This is a genomic window from Gelidibacter algens, assembly GCF_001678675.1.
GTDB lineage: Bacteria > Bacteroidota > Bacteroidia > Flavobacteriales > Flavobacteriaceae > Gelidibacter > Gelidibacter algens.
The window spans coordinates 1-21,725 of the sequence record NZ_LZRN01000007.1; the positions used below are offsets into that span (position 1 = coordinate 1).

Genomic DNA, 21,725 nt, shown 5'->3' on the forward strand with positions numbered 1-21,725 from the left:
TAACTGTTGTTTTTTTGTTTCTTATTGTGATCTTCTAGGTTTTCTTTTAGACAGTTTGAATAAACTAAATTCCTGCTTCTAAAAACGCGAGCGGTCCCAATTGTTATCGATTCATATGCTTGATCTCGTCAATAAAAGTATCCAAATCAACGCCATCGCCAACCAATGTTAGTGCTTTGTCTACCACATATTTGACATTGTCTGTTCTAAAGCCTAAGCCTATCCCAATTTTTTTCAATAATACTTCTTCGTTTTGACCTCCTATATGATCTACATGAACCATGCGCGCCAAATCAAATAAACGTTCCAAACGCCTGTCGTAGGAAGTAGGTGGGTTGATAGGATGAGATTGGTAGTCAATTAATATTTGCTTATAATCTTCCTCTCCAATATCTAGATTGCGCGCTAAACGATCTAAGAATGCTTTTTCATCATCAGAAATAATTCCATCGTCCATTGCTACTCTAACAATTGAAGCAAAATGATCTTCATTACGCCTTTTAAATCCGCTATCAAATAAATCTGAAAATGACATATCTTTTTTGTTTTAATTCCGACAATTCGGGAGTGTAAAACTACATATTTTTTTCATTATAGGTAAAAAAATAAGATGAAAAAAATGCTTGCCAAGCTGTCGCTATTGCCTTATGTTTCTGTTATGCTCTTGGTTTAATTACTACTTGAGAGATTTTTTAAGATGAAATTTACAATTGCAGTAGGACCATTTAAAATCTAAACTTTATCTTTGCTCAAAATAATTTTTCTTGAGTAAATCACATCTCTCGCAAACCTATGCACAGACTTTGCAAACGCAAAATCTGCAGGCTGCTATTGCCGTACATCAAAGTAAGACGCATTTAAAGGGACTTGTTGGGTCTTCATTGAGCTTTGTAATTACAGAAACTTTTAAGATTTCAGAACATCCTTTCTTGTTGGTTTTCAACGATAAAGAAGAAGCTGCTTTTTATCTCAACGACCTTGAATTGATGCTCAATGATAAGGACGTGCTATTTTATCCTGGAAGTTACAGACGGCCGTATCAAATTGAAGAAACGGATAACGCTAATGTGTTGTTGCGCGCTGAGGTTTTAAACCGCATCAATTCCCGTAAAAAACCAGCCATTATTGTTACTTATCCTGACGCGCTTTTCGAGAAAGTTGTAACCCGAAAGGAGCTGGAGCGCAACACCCTAAAAATCTCGGTAGGTGATAACTTATCCATTGATTTTGTCAACGAAGTTTTATTTGAATACCAATTTAGACGTGTTGATTTTGTGACGGAACCTGGGGAGTTTTCAGTCCGTGGAGGAATTGTGGATGTGTTTTCATTTTCACACGACCGACCTTACCGGATTGAGTTTTTTGGGGATGAGGTAGATAGTATCAGAACCTTTGATGTAGAAACGCAATTATCAACCGAGCAAATTAAAAAAATCAACATCATACCCAATGTTGAGAATAAATTTTTAGATGAAAACCGGGAGAGTTTCTTAAAATATATTGCTTCAAAAACAGTTGTATTTACCAAAAATGCCGATTTGCTATTTTCAAGAATTGATGATTTTTTCAATAAAGCGCATGAGGCCTTCAAGTCCTTGTCCGAAGACATCAAGCATGCTTCTCCAGAAGAACTGTTTTGTGATTCAACCTTGCTAAAACGACAAATGCTCGATTTTACAATGGTTGAATTTGGGAGTTCAGCGGTCATGTCCAAAGAAGTCAATACTATTCTTTTTGATACTTCCCCACAACCCTCTTTCAATAAGCAATTTGATTTACTGATTGAGAATTTAAATGCCTATCATGATAAGGGCTACACCAATTACATTGCCTGTGTTAGCGAACAGCAAGCCAAGCGGTTTCATGATATTTTTGAAGATGCCAGTACGGAGCGGCATAGAGCCTTAGAACATGGTGTGCATTATCAAACTATTGTACTGTCTTTATTTCAAGGGTTTATTGACCATGATAATCAGATCACTTGTTATACAGACCATCAAATTTTTGAGCGTTATCACAAATTCCATCTTAAAAACGGGTATGCCAAAAAACAAGCCATCACTCTTAAAGAACTTACCAATCTTGATATTGGCGACTATGTAACGCATATTGACCATGGCATTGGACGCTTTGGTGGCCTTCAAAAAATTGATGTTGAAGGTAAGAAACAAGAAGCCATCAAATTGATTTATGGCGAACGTGATGTGCTGTATTTGAGTATCCACTCGTTACATAAGATTACCAAGTTTAATGGAAAGGATGGGAAACCACCAAAAATTTACAAGCTTGGTAGCAATGCTTGGAAAGTATTAAAGCAAAAAACCAAAACCAGAGTTAAGGAGATTGCCTTTAATTTGATTCAGGTTTATGCGAAGCGCAAACTTGAAAAAGGTTATCAATACCACCCGGACAGCTCCATGCAATTAGAGTTGGAAGCCTCCTTTATATATGAAGACACACCAGACCAAAGTACCGCCACTGCTGATATTAAACAAGATATGGAAAGCGAACGCCCCATGGACCGGTTGGTGTGTGGTGACGTTGGATTTGGCAAAACCGAGGTCGCAGTCAGAGCTGCTTTTAAAGCTGTTGATAATGGAAAACAAGTAGCAATTTTGGTGCCTACTACCATTTTGGCCTACCAACATTTTAGAACCTTTACGGAGCGTTTGAAAGATTTTCCTGTTACCGTTGACTATTTAAACCGATTTAGAACCGCAAAAGAAAGACGTGACACGCTTGAGCGTCTTGAAAGTGGTACTGTTGATATTATTATCGGTACACATCAATTGGTGAACAAGAATGTCATCTTCAAAGATTTAGGACTTTTGATTGTTGATGAGGAACAGAAATTTGGGGTGGCCGTCAAAGAAAAATTAAAAACTCTCAAAGATAATGTAGATGTCTTGACTTTAACGGCAACGCCAATTCCAAGGACCTTGCAATTTAGTTTGATGGCAGCACGAGATTTATCAGTGATTACAACGCCTCCGCCAAATCGATATCCTATAGAAAGTCACGTGATCAGGTTTAGTGAGGAGGCCATCAGGGATGCCGTTACTTATGAAATACAACGTGGCGGTCAGGTGTTTTTTATCCATAACCGGATTGAAAACATCAAGGAAGTGGCAGGAATGATCCAGCGTTTGGTGCCCGATGCCAAAATTGGTATTGGCCATGGACAATTGGATGGTAAAAAATTAGAGCAGTTGATGCTTAGTTTTATGAATAGCGAATTTGACGTTTTGGTCAGTACTACTATTGTAGAAAGCGGATTGGATGTATCTAATGCCAATACCATTTTTATCAATAATGCCAATAATTTCGGATTGAGTGATTTGCACCAAATGCGAGGTCGTGTAGGACGAAGCAACAAAAAAGCATTTTGTTATTTTATTACACCGGAATATTCAGCCATGACTGATGATGCCCGAAAACGTATCACAGCTCTGGAACAATTTACAGAACTGGGTAGTGGGTTCAACATTGCCATGAAAGATTTGGAAATTAGAGGTGCTGGTGATTTACTGGGTGGTGAGCAAAGTGGTTTTATCAATGATATAGGTTTTGATACCTATCAAAAAATCTTAAATGAAGCGATTGAAGAATTGAAGGAGACTGAGTTTAAAGATTTGTATCAAGATGACCATGTTGAGAAAGATTATGTTAAGGACATCACTATTGATACAGATTTTGAGCTGCTATTTCCTGATGATTACGTGAATAATATCGCAGAACGACTGAATTTATACACCAAGTTGAACGAGATCAAAACAGAGGAAGAACTTCAAAAATTTGAGTTGGACCTCATTGACCGTTTTGGTGAAATGCCAAAGCAAGTGGTTGATTTATTGAACAGCGTTCGTATCAAATGGGTCGCCACAAAAATTGGTTTGGAAAAGGTGGTGATGAAGCAAGGTAAGATGATTGGGTATTTTATCAATGATCAGCAGAGCGCATTTTATCAAAGTGCAGGATTTACCAAAGTGCTGCAATATATCCAAAGTCGTCCAAACGCCGCCAAAATGAAAGAAAAGCAAACCCGTACAGGCTTGCGTTTATTGCTTACTTTTGAACAGATCAAAACCGTCAAACAAGCATTGTCGGTATTGCAGCCTATAGTGGCTTGATTATGGAAATAAGTTTTCAACCTTTTCAATGTCGGCATATTGGGGCTTGTAAGTTTATAAAAAGATAGAATTCGTATGAAAAAATTGATTTTGATTTTAGCTTTTTTGCCATCATTCTTAATGGCACAACACAGTATTGAAGGCACTTTTTCGCCAGCTAATGATTTCACTTACGCTTTTGTATACAAATCGAACCCCACAGGTTCTGTGTATGTGGACAGAGCTAAAGTAGAAGAAAATGGGCAGTTTAAAATTGTACTGGACAGCACAAACACCGCAGGGATTTATAAAATAGTCTATGGCGTGCCGCAAGAAGACCATAATTTCGATCTGATTTTCAGTGGCGATGAGGATGTTGTTTTAGAGTTCAGTCTGAACAAAGGGTTGGACTTCAAGGAGTCAAATGAAAATAAATTATGGGCATCGTACACCAACAGTATTGAGATGATCAACAGAACCATCAGCAATTTTTACACGCAAGAAAGTGATGATGAAGAGGCCTTTAAAGATATTTTTAAAACCTTGAATGAAACGCAAAACGCTTTTGAATTGGCCTCAAAAGGCACATTGGCTTCTGTTTTCATTCAAGCCAACAAACCTTACATTCCTAAAAGCTTTGAAGATGTTTCCACATACTCCAAAAATTTAAAAAGCACGTATTTGCAGAATGTCGATTTTAGTAATCCGTTATTGCAAAGCTCAGAATTTTTATCAGATAGGGTGATGGCTTATGTTTTCGGAATGTCTCCTGATCCAACGGAAGCTTTTTACAAACAACAAATTGACAATTTAGTCAACTATATTGGGCCGGAGAATGGAGAGATAAAAATGGTGTTATTACAGGCTGTTTGGAACAATATGGTACAGATAGAAGAAACGCCTGTAGCCAATTATATTACCGATACCTATTTGATGGAACTCGCGAAACATGCGAAAAATGACGTGCTCGTTGATCAATTGACCGTCTATAAAAATACGGCGTTAAAGACGATTGCAAGAGATTTTCCTATTGAAATGACGGTGGATGGCAACACAGTAAAATCTTCTCTTCATGGTTTAAAAGGCGCGGATCATTATCTGCTTATTTTTTGGAGCAGTGAATGTTCACACTGTTTGCAGGAATTGCCTCTAATTAGGAAAATGGTTGATGAAATCTCTGAAAGCAAACTAAAGGTTGTTGCTTATGGTTTGGAAGATGATGCAACCCACTGGAAAAAAGAAATTACTAATTACCCTAATTTTATTCAAGTTTTAGGATTGGGCAAATGGAATAATCCTATTACAGAGGTGTATGGTATCGAGTTGACACCAACCTATTTTGTATTGGACAAGAATAAAAGAATCATGGCCAGACCACAGTCTTTAGAAGAGTTAACATCCATTTTAAATACCCTATAAAAAAAGAGGCTGATTTTAAAAACAGCCTCTTATTTTTTATGCCAAACTCGGAATCCTAATTACTTGACCTGGATAAATCTTATCCGGATTGGTCAACATAGGTTTGTTGGCATCAAATATTAAAGGATATTTCATAGCATTGCCATAATATTGTTTTGCTATTTTTCCTAGAGTATCACCTTTTATAACGGTATGATATTGAGATTCCGGCTCCACATGTTCCACAGTCATTTGATCATCAACTGATGCAATTCCGTGAGTGTTACCAATCACTAAAACAACTTTTTCTTTGGTCGCCTGATCGTGCGCTTTACCTGTAACAGTGGCCATATCATCTTCAATTTCTACTTTTAAATTTTCAACGTCCAGTTTCAAATCCCTTACTGTTTCTTCCAGTTTTTTAGCAGCAATTTTTTCTGATTTAAGTTCGTCAGCAGCGGCTTTTGCGTTTGCAACAGCTTGTTTTTCTGCTTTTTCTTCGATATCTGTTTTTCCTGTGCCAAACACTTTGCTTCCAGCGTTTTTAATAAATGAAAATAGTCCCATATGAATTTACGTTTTTAAGAATTAAAATTGATTGCTAGGTAATTTACAATAAGTATCTGTAACCTTATGGTGTGAGCTGTCAATATATTGTTAAAAAAAGAACGCTCATCTGAAATTCATCAGATGAGCGTTTCTAGAAGCTAAATAACCAACCAAAATTTAGCTCCTTTTATTTACCTTAGGGTTATCCTTTTTTGCAGTTTTCTGCTTGCGTTTTTTCTGTACGTCAGAGGTATTTCCTTGGCTGAATTTTTTATCAGATGTTCCTTCAGCATTTCTCAAATATTGAATGTAGCCTCGTCCAGTAAATTCATACGTAGTGCCAGAATTAGCATGGTACAGTTGTATGTTCTGATCATTAATAACGCTGAGCTCGAAGAATTCATTGTCAAAATAATCATAATCTAATGTTAATGTTTTGAGGGTCCTATTTCCTGAAATATCACCTACACCATACACACCTGTATAATCCCAATAAATGTTATTAGGGTTGGCGATATTGACATCCTGAGAGCTTTTGAATTCCGAATCATTTCCACCTGCCAAAAACTGTAAATAGTTTTCATTATCAAACTCATTTAGAGCGCCCATTTGACTGGTAAAGGTTTTTTCCCAAGCCCCATATTCCTGTAAAAAATAATGGATATTGTCATAAAACACAACATCATAATCAAACTGAGATTTTTGGTAGCCGTGTAAAAAATAAGAGGTGTCATTAGAAGGATTGTAAAGCTCAATCGTATCAGCGTCTACTTGGTAAATGTCAAAGCTTTGATAGCCATCAAGGTCATGGTACACATCTAAGATCATGTCATAGGCTTCATAGTCGCCAACCGCAATCCCGTAGCCGTTACCCTGTCCGTTAGGTCCAAATCCCACCAAATTATTATTGGCATAGAGTACGCCATTTTTAAATGATAGCGTAAAAGCAATCTGTAAAAAAGGAGTTTCTCCATAACCTGTAGTTTGGTTGATATCAACATACCACAAATCATAAGAACGCAATAATTGATCCAATGAAATTGGTGGTTCTTCATACACCGTTTCTTTAGTACAAGACGAGAATAGGATTGCTGCTAATGCAAATCCGAAAAGTAGTTTTAAAGTTTTCATCTGTTCAATTTTATTTTAAATTATTGGTTTGAGGTGCATGTTTGCAACATTGTGAAAACAGCAAAACAGTTGAAAATCACTACCTAAAGTTTAGGATTTGAAGAGGTTCTGTTTTTTTAAAATCCAACAAAATAAAGATTATAAAATCACAGTTTCCAAAACGCGTGCCAAAAATTTGAACCTCCGCTTTGTGAAATGGTTTTACCATTTTATTTTATGTACTTTTGAATTACGTAATTTAGAAAACCTATGGATACACCTACAAAATATGCTGTTTTTGGTTCAGGAAGTTGGGCAACGGCCATTGTAAAAATGCTATGTGAAAATCTGGACGAAGTTGGTTGGTACATGCGTAGCATTTACATAAAAGAGCATTTGTTGAAGGAGCAGCACAATCCGAGTTATTTGAGCTCTGTAGAATTTAAAACGTCACAACTCAAACTTAGCAATGACATGAACGAGATGGCCGCCTATGCCGACGTGTTGATTTTTGTGATTCCTTCGGCTTTTATTCATGACGAATTGGAAAAAATGACTGTAAGTGTCAAGGATAAAATCATCGTTTCAGCAGTAAAAGGCATTATGCCCGAAACCGGAAAATTGGTAGGCGAACATTTTCATGACATCTATGAAGTTCCTTTTGAAAACATAGCAGTCATCTCTGGGCCCTGTCATGCAGAAGAAGTGGCTTTAGAACGCTTATCGTATTTAACAATTGCTTGTGCAGATGAAAGTAAAGCCAAGGAAATAGCTAAAAACTTAGCAAGCGACTACATAAAGACCTCTACAAGTGATGACGTGATAGGCATCGAATACGCCGTAATGCTCAAAAACATTTACGCCATTGCTGCAGGTATTGCGCATGGTTTGGGTTATGGTGATAATTTTCAGAGTGTGTTGATGAGTAATGCCATACGTGAGATGAAGCGGTTTATTAAGAAACGGCACAAGATGAAGCGGAACATCAATGATTCTGCTTATTTAGGGGATTTATTGGTTACAGGATATTCACTCTTTTCCCGTAACCGCATGTTTGGAAACATGATCGGAAAGGGCTACACGGTTAAATCAGCTCAAATGGAAATGAATATGGTGGCAGAAGGCTACTATGCGACAAAAAGTGCCTATAGACTTATTGAAAAAGGCGAAGGAAAAGGCAAGTTACCTATCATAGAAGCTATTTATGGCATATTATACGAAGGCAAGGACCCAAAACGGACGTTTCAGAAATTGATTGATAAGCTGGATTAAAAAGAGTTGGAAGTTTGGAGATTGAAGCTGGAAGTGTGTCTCGAAACGGCGTGGAGGTTATAGGTTAATTTTGAAATTCCTGTTTGAATAAATCAGTGGGAATCAGAAAAATAAGTGTCATCAACGTTCTATTTAAGAAGAACTCCCTTCGCTTTCATCAAAGGAATAGTCTGCAGGGCTTTTTCGTTAACCGTATTTTCTTTGAAAAGGAAGGTTTTTTCAAACATGGTATTTCCTTCAAAAAAGGTGACTTTAAATTCGTTATTTAAAGCGAACAATTCTTCCTGCATCAACTCAATCTTCGCATAGCTTTTTTTGGGAAGCACATCCAGTTTTTTTCGGAAAATAGAGGTCATTTTTTTATCAGAATAGCCACTGGTCACAATCAACACGACCTCTAAATCGACGTTTTTATCATTGATGATGTAAGCATTCCAATCTTGGGTTTTATAAATGTCATTATATTCAGTGACGACCGCTACAAAAACGTCTTCAACTTTTGGAATTTGGATGTCTTTTTTCATATGTATGCCCGATGAAAATGGGGATCTTTTTAATTGAACGGCAAAGTTAATGTTTTATCATGAATACTGATTTTTCAGTTTATATTCTGAACAACCTTAATTTCAAATTAATTTATTAGCTTTATTAAAAATTGATGGAATATGGAAACTCTTAAAATTGAGATACTTAATCCCAAGGCTAGAAATCTTTTAAAAGAACTGGCAGATCTGAATGTGATAAAAATAACTAAAGAAAAAAATACAACTGACTTTTCAGCGCTTCTAAAAAAAATGAGGACTAATAAAGTCGAGATTTCGCTAGATGATATTACAAGTGAAGTAGAGCAAGTAAGAAAAGCCCGATATGAAAAATAAAAGGGTAATCCTTGATACTAATCTTTGGAACAGCTTTCTTATTTCTAAAAAACTTTCTCAAATTGATGGACACCTTGATAACCACAATATTATTTTGATTTTCTTCCAATGAGCTAATAGAAGAGTTCGTTAATATGGTTAATCGTCCTAAGTTCAAATCTTATTTCACTCCAAAAGATATAGAAAAAGTACTAGAGTGTTTTGATTAATTTGGAGAATTGGTTGAAGTAAAATCCGATATTAAAATCTGTCGAGATGCAAAGGACAATTTCTTGCTTAACCTTTCAGTAGATTCAAATGCAGAATATCTGATTACAGGAGATGCTAATTTACTTGTTTTAAAGAAGATTGGTAAAACAAAAATTATAGAATATTCTGATTTCGTAGATCAGATTTTAGGTCAATAAATAGCCTGACTTCTTAATGTACGATGTGTTCTTCGCCATTGTTGGTGTTTTCCACCAACAATTTACTTCAGTTTAAAAAGAGACCTCATATTTTTGTGCGAAAATTTAAACTGTTAGATGTTCATGACCTAAGATTTAAAATAAAATTTTGTGAAGAATGTTGGTAGAAAATACCAATATTGGCGTAAACAACCTAAATTTGAAACTCTGATCCTACAATACTGATTAATCTAGAACCTCACGCAATCTCCCCAAAAAACACATTAGAATACCCCTCAACCACAATCCCCTTCAAATTAACCACAATTAAGTGCTGAAGTAAGACCTCGTTGGAATATAGATCAAACAAATTGTCATTTTTGAAAGCGATGTTGTCAATCCGTAAAAAGTAAAGGTCGCAAATGAGTTTAATTTGGACCTTGTCTTTAAGATAGCCTTTTTCTTTGGCTTCTGTTAATAATGATAAAATGGTGCCATGAACCATTTGTGCTGAAAAATTAGTAAAGACTTTATCGGCTTTTGGGTAGTATTTTTTGATACCGAATAAGAAGGACGGTTTAAAATGTTTTAAGTATTCAAATCCTTTTTTATAGATCAAAATGATTTTAACAATAGGGTCTTCTGAAGTGTCTTTGATGATGCCGTTAATATCTGCAAGGTACTTGTCCAATAAATACGACAGGCTCTGGCTGACCAGGTCTTCCTTAGTATCAAAATATTTATAAATCGTCTTTTTTGAAATGCCCAAGGAACTTGCCAATTCGTCTAAGGTAAAACGTTTACTTCCAAATTGGGTAAAGTTTAAAATTGAGCATTCCAAAAGATCAGATTTTGTAGTCATTTCAATCTCAATTTATTTCCAACCACCACCGAGTGCCTGATACAAATCGACGATAGACAACAATTGCTGCAATTTGCTATCAATCACATTCAACTCAGCGCTCAATGCACTTTGTCTTGCCGTTAACAAATCCAAGTAATTGGCAAACCCATTTTTCAATAGTTCTGAGGAGTTGCTTTCAGCATTTCGCAAGGCTTCTACCTCCAAAGTTCGGTATTCAAACTTTTGAGTTTCGGCAGTGTAGGTATACAACGCATTGGAGACTTCATTGCCGGCAATCAATAGTGACCGCTTGAATTGTAATAACGCTTGCTCTTGTTGTGCGTCAGCAACTTCCTTTTGGGTTGTGATCTTACGTTGATTGAAGATAGGTTGCGTCAATCCGCTAACAATATTTGCAAATAATGAATTGGTGTTTAGAATTTGATCCAATTCCAAACTTTGGAAACCTCCAGTGGCTGAAATGGTGAACGACGGATAAAAATTACTTCGTGCTACATTGGTCAATTCAAAAGCTCGTATCAAGTTGTATTCTGCTGCAATAACGTCGGGCCTGTTACTTAGCAAGGTTGTTGGAACGCCCAATTTCAATTCTGATTGTAACTGTTGTTTATCCAACTCACTTCGGACGTACTCTTGCGGCTGTTGCCCCAATAAAATACTCAAGGTGTTTTCTGTCCGAAAAATAGCAGCCTCCAAATCTACTTGCAAAGCTCTGGCATTATTGTACTGTGCGATATTTTGATCTACCGCTACTTGAGTGACATTTCCAGCATCTTTTAGGGCTTGGATAGTGGTGACACTGCTATCCCTTACCATCACGCTTGTTTTGGTGATTTCCAACTGCGAATCTAAAGCCAGCAATTGGTAGTAGGTGGCTGCAATATCAGATACCAATCTGGATTTTACCGCTTGATGTGCGGCGACGGTTCTTAAATAATCCGCTTCAGATGCGCGTTTGTTACTTCTTATTTTCCCCCAAATATCAGCCTCCCAAGATAAACTTGCAGTCAATTCGAACTGATCTGTAGACGTGTCAGATAAGAACGAACCAAATTGGCTGTTCTTTGAGAGCTCTTGATGTGTTAAAGAAGCATTCCCACTAATGGATGGAAAATAGGCAGCTTTCCCTTGTTTTACATAAGCCTCCGCAGCCAATACTTGCTGAATCGCAACACGGATGTCTATATTATTTTGAAGTCCTTCCTCAATATATTGCACCAAATAAGGGTCATTGAACAGCTCTTTCCACGATAGATCAGCCATTGAAAGGCTGTCTGTTGGTAAAGCATCTGTTCTATACAGGTTTTGGGTTTCTTCAACTTGTGGGCGTTCATAGTCTTTTGCTACAAAACAACTTTGGAGGGTAAATGCTGAAACGGTCAGCATTACCATATATTTAAAAGTACTGTGTTTTAAAATTGCTATCATGAGTTTGAATCTTCTTTAAGTTCTACTGTTTGGTGTGGTGCTCCAGAGATTTTTTCCTGTAACCATTGGAAAAAGATGAACAAAATTGGAATGACAAACACTCCAAGGATAGTTCCTATTAGTAGGCCACCAACGGCTCCTGTACCAATGGAACGGTTTCCGGCTGCACCCACGCCACTTGCAAATACCAATGGCGTCAACCCGAGGATAAAGGCGAAGGAGGTCATCAAAATAGGACGTAATCGTGCTTCGGCACCATTGATGGCCGCATCCAATAACGGTTCTCCATTACGGCGTCTCTGCAAGGCGAACTCCACAATTAAAATCGCATTTTTTGCCAAGAGTCCCAGCAACATGATCAGCGCGATTTGAAAATATATGTTGTTCTGCAAACCGGTAAGCTGTGTCACAAAATAGGCTCCAAATACGCCTAAGGGCAAGGATAGAATGACAGAGAAAGGAATTAAAAAACTTTCATACTGTGCTGCCAATAAGAAATAAACAAATACTAGAGACAATATAAAAATAGTCGTGGTTTGGTTTCCTGCGCTCACTTCTTCACGGGTCAGACCAGAATAGGCGGTGGTATAATTGGCCGGCAATGTTTTGGCCACTTCATTGACCGCATTAATGGCATCACCAGAACTAAAGCCCGGCATAATGGCCGCATTTAAAGTAACGGAATTAAATAGGTTGAAACGTGTGACGGATTGTGGTCCATACACTCTTTTCAAGTTGACAAACGTTGTAATTGGGGTCATCTCTCCATTTGATGTGCGCACGTAAAGCTTGCCCAAATCGCTCTCATCCGCACGATCTTCAGGTAAGGCCTGCACATACACGCGGTATTGTTTACCAAATCTGGAGAAATCGGCAGCAAAAATACTTCCGATATAACCCTGAAGTGTTGAGAATATATCACTGATAGGCACGCCCAACTCTTTGGCCAATTCTGCATTTAGTTCTATCTCATACTGCGGATATTTGGTGTTGAATGACGATTGTGCGTATTGAATTTCAGGACGTTGGGAAAGTTTTTCTGCAAAGTCTTGGGTAACTTTGTCAAGTTCCGTAAAACTCCCTCCAGAACGGTCCAATAAATTGACCTCAACTCCGGTAGAGTTACCAAAGCCTGGAATACTGGGTGGGGAGAAGAAAATAATATTGGCTTCAGGAATTTGTGCAGCAGCGCCAAACATTTTTCCGGTAATGCTTTGTACTGAAAGTGAGTCTTCTTTACGGTCTTCCCAATTGTCCAACCTGATAAAGCCCAATCCGTAGTTGCTACCCGCGCCTCCCAAAAAGCTTCTTCCTTCAATAAGAGATCCGCCTTTTATACCAGGAATTTGCGTTAATTTATCATATAAATCTTTATTCACCTGATGGGTTCTGTCAATGGAAGATCCCGCAGGGAGTTCCACGTTTACAAATACAATACCCCTATCTTCATCTGGTACAAATCCAGTTTTTAATTCTGAGGATGACCACCAAATAGCACCTACTGATAAGACCAGGATAACAACCGTGATCCATTTGTAGCGGTATAAAAAGTGGACAGACTTACCATATTTTGTAATGGTGGCGTCAAAGCCTCTATTGAAGCCATCAAAAAAGCGCCCGAGATAACCTTTCTTCTTTTTATCCTGCTTCTCATCATGACCTTTTAAGAACAAGGCACATAATGCAGGGCTTAACGTTAATGCATTAACTGCAGAAATGATGATAGCTACAATAAGCGTTACTCCAAATTGTTCATAAAAAACCCCTGTAGGCCCTTGAATAAAGGTCACCGGAATGAATACTGCGGACATCACCAAAGTAATGGAAATAATAGCGCCTGAAATGTCATGCATGGCTTCTACAGTAGCTTTCTTAGGGTCATGTTCTCCTTCATCAATTTTGGCATGCACCGCTTCAACCACCACGATGGCATCATCTACAACAATCCCAATGGCCAAGACCAAGGCGAAAAGCGTTAGGAGGTTAATAGAATATCCAAAGAGATTTAAGAAGAAAAAGGTACCAATGATGGACACCGGAACTGCAATGGCAGGAATTAATGTGGATCTAAAATCCTGTAAGAATATGAATACTACCAAGAATACCAATAAAAAGGCTTCTGCTAAAGTAGTCACCACTTTTTCAATGGAAGCATTTAAGAAATTGTTGGTGTTATAGGGTATAAAAAGTTCAATGCCTTTTGGCAAATCGGCTTTGATCTCTTCGAGTTTTTTTTCAATTTCGATAATAATATCCCGTGCGTTCGAACCTTTGGTTTGAAAAATCCCCAGATTTACCGCAGGTTTCCCATTTGTAATGGAACCACCAGAATAAGACTGTGCACCTAATTCTATATCTGCAACATCTGATAATTTTAAAAATTGGCCGTTGCCCAATGCTTTTATAATAATGTCACTATACTGTGCTTCAGTTTTAAAGCGTCCGCCATATTTAATCACATAACTAAAAGCTTCGCCATCATTCTCACCTAAAGATCCTGCGGCAGCCTCTAAACTCTGTTCGCGTAAAGCCGCGGTCACATCTGTTGGAATTAAACCATAAGCGGCCATTTTTTCTGGTTGTAGCCAAATGCGCATGGCGTAATCTTTAGACCCGAATACATTGACATCACCAACACCATTCACCCTTTGTAACTCTGGGATGACATTGATTTTAAGGTAATTCTGGATGTAGGTGTCATTATAGTCAGGATTTTCACTATAAAATGACATGAACATTAAGGCACTTGTTTGCTGTTTTGAAGTGGTTACACCTGTTTGCAAAACGGCTTGTGGTAATTGCGAATTGGCACGCGCCACACGGTTTTGAACGTTTACCGCAGCAATATCAGGATCTACATCCTGATCAAAAAATACAGTGATAGTGGCGGTTCCGGTATTGGACGCACTAGAGGTGATATAGGTCATTCCTTCCACCCCATTGATTTGCTCTTCTATGGGGATGACCACACTTTCCAAGATGGTTTCGGCATTTGCGCCTGGATAGGTCGCATTTACTGAGATGGTTGGAGGTGCAATATCAGGATACTGCGTAATAGGTAATGCGGTAAGACCAAGGACACCCAAAATGACGATGATGATGGAGATCACTGTTGAAAGTACTGGTCTTTCTATAAATGTTTTTAACATGAGTTCTTATCTTGGTTGATTATCTGAATACTGTTTCAATAGGTTTTGCGACGCTATCAAAAGGCACTTCCATAGGTTTGATTTTACTATCGCCCCTTAATTTTGCAACGCCTTTTGCAACAATCCTATCACCTTCTTTAAGACCATCTGCAATGACATACATATTATTCACATCTGCTAAAACACTGATGCGTGTTGAAACAGCCATATTATCGTCAGCTATCTTATAAACATAGAAACTGCCTTGTTGCTCATAAGTAGATTCTCTTGGAACCACTACAGCGTCTTTATAAGTTTTAGGAACTCTTATTTTGCCACTATTTCCATTGGTCAACAATCGGGAATCATTATCAAAAATAGCACGAAATGAAATGGAACCTGTATTTGGGTTGACCTGTGAGTTGATGGTTTCAACCGTACCTTCTTTTTCATATTCGCTACCGTTGGCCAAAATCAAGGTGACTTTTGGAAGATTCTTGATTTTTGCTTCAATATCTTTTCCTTCAGCATTTTGGATAAAATCAAGATATTCTCTTTCATTCATTGAAAAATAAGCATACACTTCACTAATATCAGAAACTGTGGTTAGGGGCTCCTGAGTTGAAGGACTCACTAAAGTTCCTTTACGAAGTCGGATAGCACCAACAAAACCATCTACAGGACTCTTAATAGTTGCATAGTCAATATTTGCAGCAATACTATTGTAAGAACTTTGTGCTTGTTGCAATTTGGCTTTGGCAGTTTCTAACTGTACTTGACTAATAATGTTTTTTTCAACCAAAGGTTTTAGCTTATCTACTTCAACTTGTGCAGCATTGACGTTTGCTTTTGCTCCAGCTGCATCTTGGTTAAGTGATTGGGTTTCCAATTTAAAAAGCGTTTGTCCTTTTCTTACTTTCTGACCTTCATCTACTAACACGTCTGTAATGTAACCTGAAATTTTTGCACGCACTTCACTGTTGTTGACCCCTTCAATGCTTGTTGGGTATACGGTATAACCTGTCACTGTTTTTTGAGGAATTGTAGTGACTTGGAACGGCAATGGCCCTTGTGACCCTTGTGGTGCTTGTTCTTTTTCTCCACAGCTCAAAAAGAGTGCGATAACACTTAGGGAGATGACTAAAGGAAGTTTGATTGTTTTCATTGATTACAGTTTAGTATTTTTTTCTATTATTTTTGATCTTAATGTGGCTACAGATTGAGTGACTTCTTCTAAAAATTGGATATAGTTATCATGGAAATCAAGTTCAAATCGTGATGCATGATCGGTGTTTAGGTTGTTGGCATTTTCTTTATATTTTCTAATTTCTAAATGCAATTCCTTTTGTACGATCCAAGAGTCCATCATAGTGTCAATACTTTGAACTATACTGTCTTCATTGATGGTGTAATATTTTTTCCGATCACCGGGTTTCGTGAAGTAAACAATCCTCTTTAAATCGGCTAAATGATTCAGATGTGTTGAGATGGTACTTTTACTGGCACATAGATCTCTCACTAAATCTTCAAAAGTGGTCCCAAGTTTACCTGTCAATACAATATATGACAGAATACGGGCAGCTACTGGAGCCAATTGCTCTTTTTGCTCCATAAAAACACCCAGTCTTTCAACTAAATCTTGTTTTTCCTTACAAATTTCGCTATTCATGACTATTAATTTTATGCAAAGATAAATCAGGTTCGGAACAGTCCGAACCAATCGAAGTTAAAAGAATGTTAAATAAAAAAAACCGATAGGGAGCCATCGGTTTAGAATTGTGTGGGATTTTATTTTATAAGGCCGATTTAAACTGTTCTAGAAATCGGACGTCATTTTCACTCAATAAGCGAATGTCGCCAATTTGATGCAACAACATGGCAATACGATCAATGCCCATTCCGAATGCAAACCCTGAATATATTTTTGAATCAATACCACAGTTTTCAAGCACATTAGGGTCTACCATACCACAGCCCATAATCTCTAACCAACCGGTGCCTTTTGTGATGCGGTGGTCAATTTCGGTTTCCAATCCCCAATACACATCTACTTCTGCACTTGGTTCTGTAAATGGGAAGTAGGAAGGACGTAAACGGATTTTGCTTTTGCCAAACATTTCAGTTGTAAAGTACTGAAGCGTCTGTTTTAAATCGGCAAAACTGACATCTTTATCAATATACAAGCCTTCTACTTGGTGAAAGAAACAATGTGAACGTGATGAAATGGCTTCGTTTCTATACACACGACCAGGTGAAATGGTACGGATGGGCGGTGCATTGTTTTCCATATAGCGCACCTGCACAGAACTGGTGTGGGTACGTAATAAAATATCTGGATCTGTTTGAATAAAAAAAGTATCCTGCATATCTCGTGCAGGATGGTATTCTGGCAAGTTTAAGGCTGTAAAGTTGTGCCAATCGTCCTCAATTTCAGGACCCTCACTCACATTGAAACCAATGCGCGAAAAAATATCAATGATTTGATTCTTGACAATTGAAATAGGATGGCGTGCACCAATAGCAATAGGTTCTCCTGGGCGGGATAAATCGCCATAAATGCCCTTAACCTCTTCTTTACTTTCCAGCTCTTCCTTTAAGGCATTGACTTTATCTTCGGCGGTGTTCTTAAGTTTATTGATGATCTGCCCGAACTCTTTCTTTTGCTCGTTGGATACGTTTTTGAATTCTGCAAAATAGTCATTCAACAACCCTTTCTTACCTAAATACTTGATACGGAACGCTTCAATCTCCTCTTTAGATTGGGCTTTAAATGCTTCGGCTTCAGCAATAAGTTCTTTAATCTTGTCTATCATAAATCAAAAAATGAATGGCAAATTTACTGTTTTTTTAGATTTTGCGTTAGCGATTGAAGTAGAAATCTCATTTTGAAACTTCTTCTTGTATTGGTAAACGCTTGATATATTTAAGATCACAGAAGCCCAAAGTTAATTGATGTAATCTACTTCAACAAAGTAATTGACAATGGCTTCTTTCATTAAGACACTCTGTTCCCCAGCCTTTAAGGGAGGTAATTGCTCTTTTACTTTGTAATGTGGCCATTTATCATCATCATAAAAATCAAATTCATAATAGCCATAAGGTTCCAATAAACGGCAGATGGCAATATGCATTAAATCTAATTTATGGTCTTTTTTGAATTTTTTATGGAGTTGCCCAAGCTCTTGAACACCAATTAAATAAATAATGGCATCCAAATCTAAAGGGTCTCCATCGGCAAACTGAGCTGATAATTTATGAACGATAAGTTCCCAACGCTGTTTTAATTGTTCGTCTCTTGACATTTCTTTAATTTCGGATTCAAGGTTGAAAGTTTCAATTTCAACTCAAATATAATTCTCGCAAAGTTAACTTATATTTGATGAAATTCTATAGAATATGAGTGTTTTGGATATCGTTTTGGCCGTCCTAATCCTTTTCGGGTTGGTACGTGGACTCATGAATGGTTTTTTTGTGGAGATTGCTTCTCTTATTGCTTTAGTTGCCGGTGTTTATGGCGCCATCCATTTTAGTAATTATGCCGCGACATTGATAGATGAAAATTCTCAGTGGGACGAAAAGACAGTCAATATTGTAGCGTTTGCCGTGACTTTCCTCATTATTGTTCTGGTTATTGCCCTTGCCGGAAAAGCACTGACGAAGCTTGCTGATTTTGCCGCTTTAGGTATTGTCAACAAACTTCTTGGTGCGCTCTTTGGAGCTTTAAAGGTTGCAGTCATTTTAAGTGTGTTCCTTAATGTTTTTGACAGTATGAACCGTGCCATTCCACTCACAGACGACGATAGCGTTAAGGATTCAGTGCTCTATGCTCCGGTAAAATCTTTGATCCCTATGATTTTCCCGATTATTTTAGAGAAGAAAAAGGAATTGGAAAAATCTTCAGAAGATGAACCTCTCACCCCTGATCAATCAGTTTGATCACAATCTGTTTTAGTATGTTTTTTGATTATGACTCAAATGAAGTAAGATAACCAAATCAATGATTTATAGAAATAATGAAAAGCCGTCGCCGGGCGTCATGAGCATTGTTTCCAATCGGTTTAATCTAAATGATATATCTCCATAATATCATTGAGATACTTTTCAAAATCGATTTTTAAGTCGATAAGTTTGCCAGTGTGGACATCAAACACCCATCCATGCACTATCAAGCCTCGATCTCTATTGGCTTTTTGAACAGCAGCGGTTTTGATCAGATTGACACATTGTTCCTGAACATTGAGTTCAACCAATCTGTCGTATCTTTTTTCCTCATCTGCAATGGCATTAAGTTCATTGCGGTGTATGCGATACACATCTCTAATATTACGGAGCCACGGATTCAAAATCCCCAAATCTGCCGATTGCATCGCGGCTTTTACTCCGCCACAGGCATAATGGCCACATACCACCACATGTTTTACTTTTAAATTATTGACAGCATAGTTGACTACAGACATGACATTGAGGTCAATACTGATGACCATATTGGCAATGTTGCGGTGAACAAACACTTCACCTGGTCCCAAGCCCATCAGTTCTTCTGCTGTAACACGACTATCCGAACATCCAATGAACAATAATTCTGGATTCTGGCCTTTTCCTAAATCTTTAAAATATCCAGGATTGGTAGATAGTTTTTCCTTGATCCATACCTTATTGTTTTCAAATACTCTGTCTAAATTCATGGCTTCAATTTTACACGGTGTCTTTCACATTTGCTCTGATCCAATGAAGACAGTCCATAAAATTAGTGAAAATATGCTCTGTCGGAATCAAATTTGGAATAATTTCAATGCGTTCCATCAAGTATCTAGGTTGTTGTAATACACCAACAAAAAGTACTTTGATATTTTGCTTACTCAAATCGATTAAGACATCTTCCATAGCATATAATCCGGATTGATCCATATACTGCATTCTACCAAGTCTAATAACCACAGTTTTCGCAGTGCTTGGAATCTGTTTTGCCAACTGCTGAAATTCGCTTGTAGATCCAAAAAATAAAGGTCCCTTTACGTGTTTGATAAAGACTTCTTCTTTTAATTTTTCAGGAAAATCTCCTTCATCATCCCATGCGATTTCTTCTTTTAGTGGTTTCACGTCAGATCGTTCCGCAGTCAAATCTCCCATTTTTTTCATAAACATCAAAGAGGCAATCACCAAACCTATGCCGACGGCATAAACCAAATTCCATATACTTGAAAGTACCAAAACGACCATCATAATCAATACTTCGGAACTTACCTTAAGCGGTCCAATTTTCATGTCTCGAGGCAAACTTGGAATGGCTTTCAATCCTTTATAATCCATGACTCCTATACCAACTGTTATTAAAATTCCGGCCAAAACAGCTGCAGGAATTTGCGAAGCAACTGGACCTAATGCCAACAAAATCAACAAAAGCATTACGCCTGCAATCATGCCAGATAATTTTGTTTTTCCACCAGAATTGATATTGACAACCGTTCTGATAGTCGCTCCAGCACCTGGTAAACCACCAAAAAGGGCACCAATACTGTTGCCAATCCCTTGGCCAATTAATTCTTTATTAGGTTTATGTTTGGTTTTCGTCATATTATCGGCTACAACGCTGGTCAATAAAGAATCAATAGCACCTAAAAGGGCCAAAGTAAGTGCCGTAAATATGTACGGTGAAATAGCAGCCAAACTAAATCCTGTAATGATTTCCAGGTTAGGGATTGGTAAGCCAGAAGGAATTTCTTCAATAGGTCTATAATCCAATCCAAAACCAACGGCAACACCAGAAACGACTAATAATGCCACCAAAGTACTTGGAATTGCGGTTGTTATACGTTTAAAGCCATAAATGATTAAAATGGTGGAAAGCGCCAGAATAAATTCTAACCAACTGATGTTTTTTACCGCTTGAGGCATGACTTTGAAAGCACCTAAAACTCCCGAAGCTTCATTGGCTGCATGTGTTTTTGATTCTTTCAAAATATCATCTGGAGTTATGGTTTCTGCTCTTAAAACGGTTTCCTTAAAATCTTCGAGCACAAGAATTCCTTCGCCTGCCTCCTCCTTTAATATGTTCTCTAAAAGTAATTCTTCTGCCTGCGGTTTAAATTTTTCTACAAAAGCGATATCCTCTTTTGGATAATATCCAATGGCTGGAAGAATTTGAGTTACTAAAATAATGACGCCAATAGCCGTCATAAAACCTGAAACCACAGGGTAGGGGATGTATTTTATGTACTTACCAAACCCTAAAAATCCCAAAGCGACCTGAATAATTCCTGCTAACAAGAAAACAGTCAAAATTGCAGGTAATGCTTTGCTCACATCGCCATCGTTTGCAGCAATGATGCCAGCAATTACCACCATACTCACAGCTGTCATAGGTGCTGTGGGGCCAGAAATTTGTGTATTTGTTCCTCCAAACAAAGCAGCAAAAAAGGCTAAAAATATGGCTCCATACAATCCCGCGCTTGGACCTAAACCTGATGATACGCCAAAAGCAAGTGCCAACGGCAAGGCCACGATGCCTGCGGTTATCCCACCAAATGCATCTCCTTTAATGTTTGAAAATAGATTTTTCATAGATATTACTTTGCCATTATTTTGATTGCTAAAAAAAAAGA

General features: G+C 37.7%; 19 protein-coding genes. 6 read left to right on the plus strand and 13 right to left on the minus strand.

The window, feature by feature from the left end:
• Nucleotides 1-103: 103 nt before the first annotated feature.
• Nucleotides 104-535, minus strand: a complete 432-nt coding sequence (locus A9996_RS04605) for a tellurite resistance TerB family protein (protein ID WP_066431518.1) — start codon at nucleotides 533-535, stop codon at nucleotides 104-106.
• A 229-nt stretch (nucleotides 536-764) separates the two neighbouring features.
• Here A9996_RS04605 and mfd point away from each other — a divergent pair, with 229 nt between their 5' ends.
• Together mfd and A9996_RS04615 are read left to right on the plus strand one after the other, a co-directional pair.
• Nucleotides 765-4,130 (plus strand): transcription-repair coupling factor, encoded by a 3,366-nt coding sequence (gene mfd, locus A9996_RS04610; RefSeq protein ID WP_066431525.1) that lies wholly within the window; start codon nucleotides 765-767, stop codon nucleotides 4,128-4,130.
• Between the two features lie 75 nt (nucleotides 4,131-4,205).
• A complete protein-coding gene (locus tag A9996_RS04615) occupies nucleotides 4,206-5,528 on the plus strand; it encodes a TlpA family protein disulfide reductase (protein ID WP_066431528.1) in 1,323 nt (440 codons plus the stop codon).
• Between the two features lie 36 nt (nucleotides 5,529-5,564).
• Here the strand turns inward: A9996_RS04615 and lysM are convergent, their stop codons facing one another.
• Together lysM and A9996_RS04625 are read right to left on the minus strand one after the other, a co-directional pair.
• Nucleotides 5,565-6,074, minus strand: a complete 510-nt coding sequence (gene lysM / locus A9996_RS04620) for a peptidoglycan-binding protein LysM (protein ID WP_066431531.1) — start codon at nucleotides 6,072-6,074, stop codon at nucleotides 5,565-5,567.
• Between the two features lie 159 nt (nucleotides 6,075-6,233).
• Nucleotides 6,234-7,187: a nicotinic acid mononucleotide adenyltransferase gene (locus tag A9996_RS04625; RefSeq protein WP_066431535.1), complete on the minus strand. Its 954-nt coding sequence runs from the start codon at nucleotides 7,185-7,187 to the stop codon at nucleotides 6,234-6,236.
• Nucleotides 7,188-7,436: 249 nt separating this feature from the next.
• Here A9996_RS04625 and A9996_RS04630 point away from each other — a divergent pair, with 249 nt between their 5' ends.
• Nucleotides 7,437-8,438 (plus strand): NAD(P)H-dependent glycerol-3-phosphate dehydrogenase, encoded by a 1,002-nt coding sequence (locus A9996_RS04630; protein WP_066431537.1) that lies wholly within the window; start codon nucleotides 7,437-7,439, stop codon nucleotides 8,436-8,438.
• Nucleotides 8,439-8,566: 128 nt separating this feature from the next.
• Here the strand turns inward: A9996_RS04630 and A9996_RS04635 are convergent, their stop codons facing one another.
• Nucleotides 8,567-8,962, minus strand: coding sequence for a hypothetical protein (locus tag A9996_RS04635; RefSeq protein WP_066431540.1), 396 nt, complete (start codon nucleotides 8,960-8,962; stop codon nucleotides 8,567-8,569).
• A 141-nt stretch (nucleotides 8,963-9,103) separates the two neighbouring features.
• Between A9996_RS04635 and A9996_RS04640 the strand changes: the two genes are divergently transcribed.
• Nucleotides 9,104-9,316 carry a hypothetical protein gene (locus A9996_RS04640; RefSeq protein ID WP_066431546.1) on the plus strand — a complete coding sequence of 71 codons (213 nt, stop codon included), beginning with the start codon at nucleotides 9,104-9,106 and terminating at the stop codon, nucleotides 9,314-9,316.
• 218 nt (nucleotides 9,317-9,534) lie between these two features.
• Nucleotides 9,535-9,723 (plus strand): putative toxin-antitoxin system toxin component, PIN family, encoded by a 189-nt coding sequence (locus A9996_RS20205; RefSeq protein ID WP_211272630.1) that lies wholly within the window; start codon nucleotides 9,535-9,537, stop codon nucleotides 9,721-9,723.
• 238 nt (nucleotides 9,724-9,961) lie between these two features.
• On the opposite strand, the gene A9996_RS04650 is transcribed toward A9996_RS20205, so the two are convergent.
• The 7 genes from A9996_RS04650 to A9996_RS04680 all read right to left on the minus strand — a co-directional run bounded on the left by A9996_RS04650 (nucleotide 9,962) and on the right by A9996_RS04680 (nucleotide 18,425).
• Nucleotides 9,962-10,564, minus strand: coding sequence for a TetR/AcrR family transcriptional regulator (locus A9996_RS04650; RefSeq protein WP_066431548.1), 603 nt, complete (start codon nucleotides 10,562-10,564; stop codon nucleotides 9,962-9,964).
• Nucleotides 10,565-10,576: 12 nt separating this feature from the next.
• Nucleotides 10,577-11,995 carry an efflux transporter outer membrane subunit gene (locus A9996_RS04655; protein WP_066431550.1) on the minus strand — a complete coding sequence of 473 codons (1,419 nt, stop codon included), beginning with the start codon at nucleotides 11,993-11,995 and terminating at the stop codon, nucleotides 10,577-10,579.
• Entirely contained in the window at nucleotides 11,992-15,144 is a 3,153-nt protein-coding gene (locus A9996_RS04660; RefSeq protein ID WP_066431553.1) for an efflux RND transporter permease subunit, read from the minus strand. The genes A9996_RS04655 and A9996_RS04660 overlap by 4 nt, the downstream gene beginning before the upstream one ends.
• A 19-nt stretch (nucleotides 15,145-15,163) precedes the next feature.
• Nucleotides 15,164-16,288, minus strand: a complete 1,125-nt coding sequence (locus A9996_RS04665) for an efflux RND transporter periplasmic adaptor subunit (protein WP_066431556.1) — start codon at nucleotides 16,286-16,288, stop codon at nucleotides 15,164-15,166.
• A gap of 3 nt (nucleotides 16,289-16,291) precedes the next feature.
• Nucleotides 16,292-16,792 (minus strand): GbsR/MarR family transcriptional regulator, encoded by a 501-nt coding sequence (locus tag A9996_RS04670; protein ID WP_066431558.1) that lies wholly within the window; start codon nucleotides 16,790-16,792, stop codon nucleotides 16,292-16,294.
• A 124-nt stretch (nucleotides 16,793-16,916) separates the two neighbouring features.
• Nucleotides 16,917-17,936, minus strand: a complete 1,020-nt coding sequence (gene pheS / locus A9996_RS04675; RefSeq protein ID WP_066431561.1) for a phenylalanine--tRNA ligase subunit alpha — start codon at nucleotides 17,934-17,936, stop codon at nucleotides 16,917-16,919.
• A 132-nt stretch (nucleotides 17,937-18,068) separates the two neighbouring features.
• Nucleotides 18,069-18,425, minus strand: a complete 357-nt coding sequence (locus tag A9996_RS04680; RefSeq protein ID WP_066431563.1) for a hypothetical protein — start codon at nucleotides 18,423-18,425, stop codon at nucleotides 18,069-18,071.
• Between the two features lie 94 nt (nucleotides 18,426-18,519).
• On the opposite strand from A9996_RS04680, the gene A9996_RS04685 reads away from it, so the two are divergent.
• On the plus strand, nucleotides 18,520-19,059 hold the full coding sequence (locus A9996_RS04685) for a CvpA family protein (RefSeq protein WP_066431564.1): 540 nt from the start codon (nucleotides 18,520-18,522) through the stop codon (nucleotides 19,057-19,059).
• A 122-nt stretch (nucleotides 19,060-19,181) separates the two neighbouring features.
• On the opposite strand, the gene A9996_RS04690 is transcribed toward A9996_RS04685, so the two are convergent.
• Entirely contained in the window at nucleotides 19,182-19,808 is a 627-nt protein-coding gene (locus A9996_RS04690) for a carbonic anhydrase (protein ID WP_066431565.1), read from the minus strand.
• Between the two features lie 10 nt (nucleotides 19,809-19,818).
• Nucleotides 19,819-21,684, minus strand: coding sequence for a SulP family inorganic anion transporter (locus tag A9996_RS04695; RefSeq protein ID WP_066431567.1), 1,866 nt, complete (start codon nucleotides 21,682-21,684; stop codon nucleotides 19,819-19,821).
• Nucleotides 21,685-21,725 lie beyond the last annotated feature (41 nt).

Coding starts and splice junctions, on each gene's coding strand:
- A9996_RS04690 (WP_066431565.1), bottom strand. CDS start 19,808: ATGAATTTAGACAGAGTATTTGAAAACAATAAGGTATGGATCAAGGAA.
- pheS (WP_066431561.1), bottom strand. CDS start 17,936: ATGATAGACAAGATTAAAGAACTTATTGCTGAAGCCGAAGCATTTAAA.
- A9996_RS04650 (WP_066431548.1), bottom strand. CDS start 10,564: ATGACTACAAAATCTGATCTTTTGGAATGCTCAATTTTAAACTTTACC.
- A9996_RS04655 (WP_066431550.1), bottom strand. CDS start 11,995: ATGATAGCAATTTTAAAACACAGTACTTTTAAATATATGGTAATGCTG.
- A9996_RS04635 (WP_066431540.1), bottom strand. CDS start 8,962: ATGAAAAAAGACATCCAAATTCCAAAAGTTGAAGACGTTTTTGTAGCG.
- A9996_RS04665 (WP_066431556.1), bottom strand. CDS start 16,288: ATGAAAACAATCAAACTTCCTTTAGTCATCTCCCTAAGTGTTATCGCA.
- A9996_RS04685 (WP_066431564.1), top strand. CDS start 18,520: ATGAGTGTTTTGGATATCGTTTTGGCCGTCCTAATCCTTTTCGGGTTG.
- A9996_RS04630 (WP_066431537.1), top strand. CDS start 7,437: ATGGATACACCTACAAAATATGCTGTTTTTGGTTCAGGAAGTTGGGCA.
- A9996_RS04660 (WP_066431553.1), bottom strand. CDS start 15,144: ATGTTAAAAACATTTATAGAAAGACCAGTACTTTCAACAGTGATCTCC.
- A9996_RS04670 (WP_066431558.1), bottom strand. CDS start 16,792: ATGAATAGCGAAATTTGTAAGGAAAAACAAGATTTAGTTGAAAGACTG.
- A9996_RS04605 (WP_066431518.1), bottom strand. CDS start 535: ATGTCATTTTCAGATTTATTTGATAGCGGATTTAAAAGGCGTAATGAA.
- A9996_RS04640 (WP_066431546.1), top strand. CDS start 9,104: ATGGAAACTCTTAAAATTGAGATACTTAATCCCAAGGCTAGAAATCTT.
- A9996_RS04695 (WP_066431567.1), bottom strand. CDS start 21,684: ATGAAAAATCTATTTTCAAACATTAAAGGAGATGCATTTGGTGGGATA.
- A9996_RS04625 (WP_066431535.1), bottom strand. CDS start 7,187: ATGAAAACTTTAAAACTACTTTTCGGATTTGCATTAGCAGCAATCCTA.
- lysM (WP_066431531.1), bottom strand. CDS start 6,074: ATGGGACTATTTTCATTTATTAAAAACGCTGGAAGCAAAGTGTTTGGC.
- A9996_RS04680 (WP_066431563.1), bottom strand. CDS start 18,425: ATGTCAAGAGACGAACAATTAAAACAGCGTTGGGAACTTATCGTTCAT.
- A9996_RS04615 (WP_066431528.1), top strand. CDS start 4,206: ATGAAAAAATTGATTTTGATTTTAGCTTTTTTGCCATCATTCTTAATG.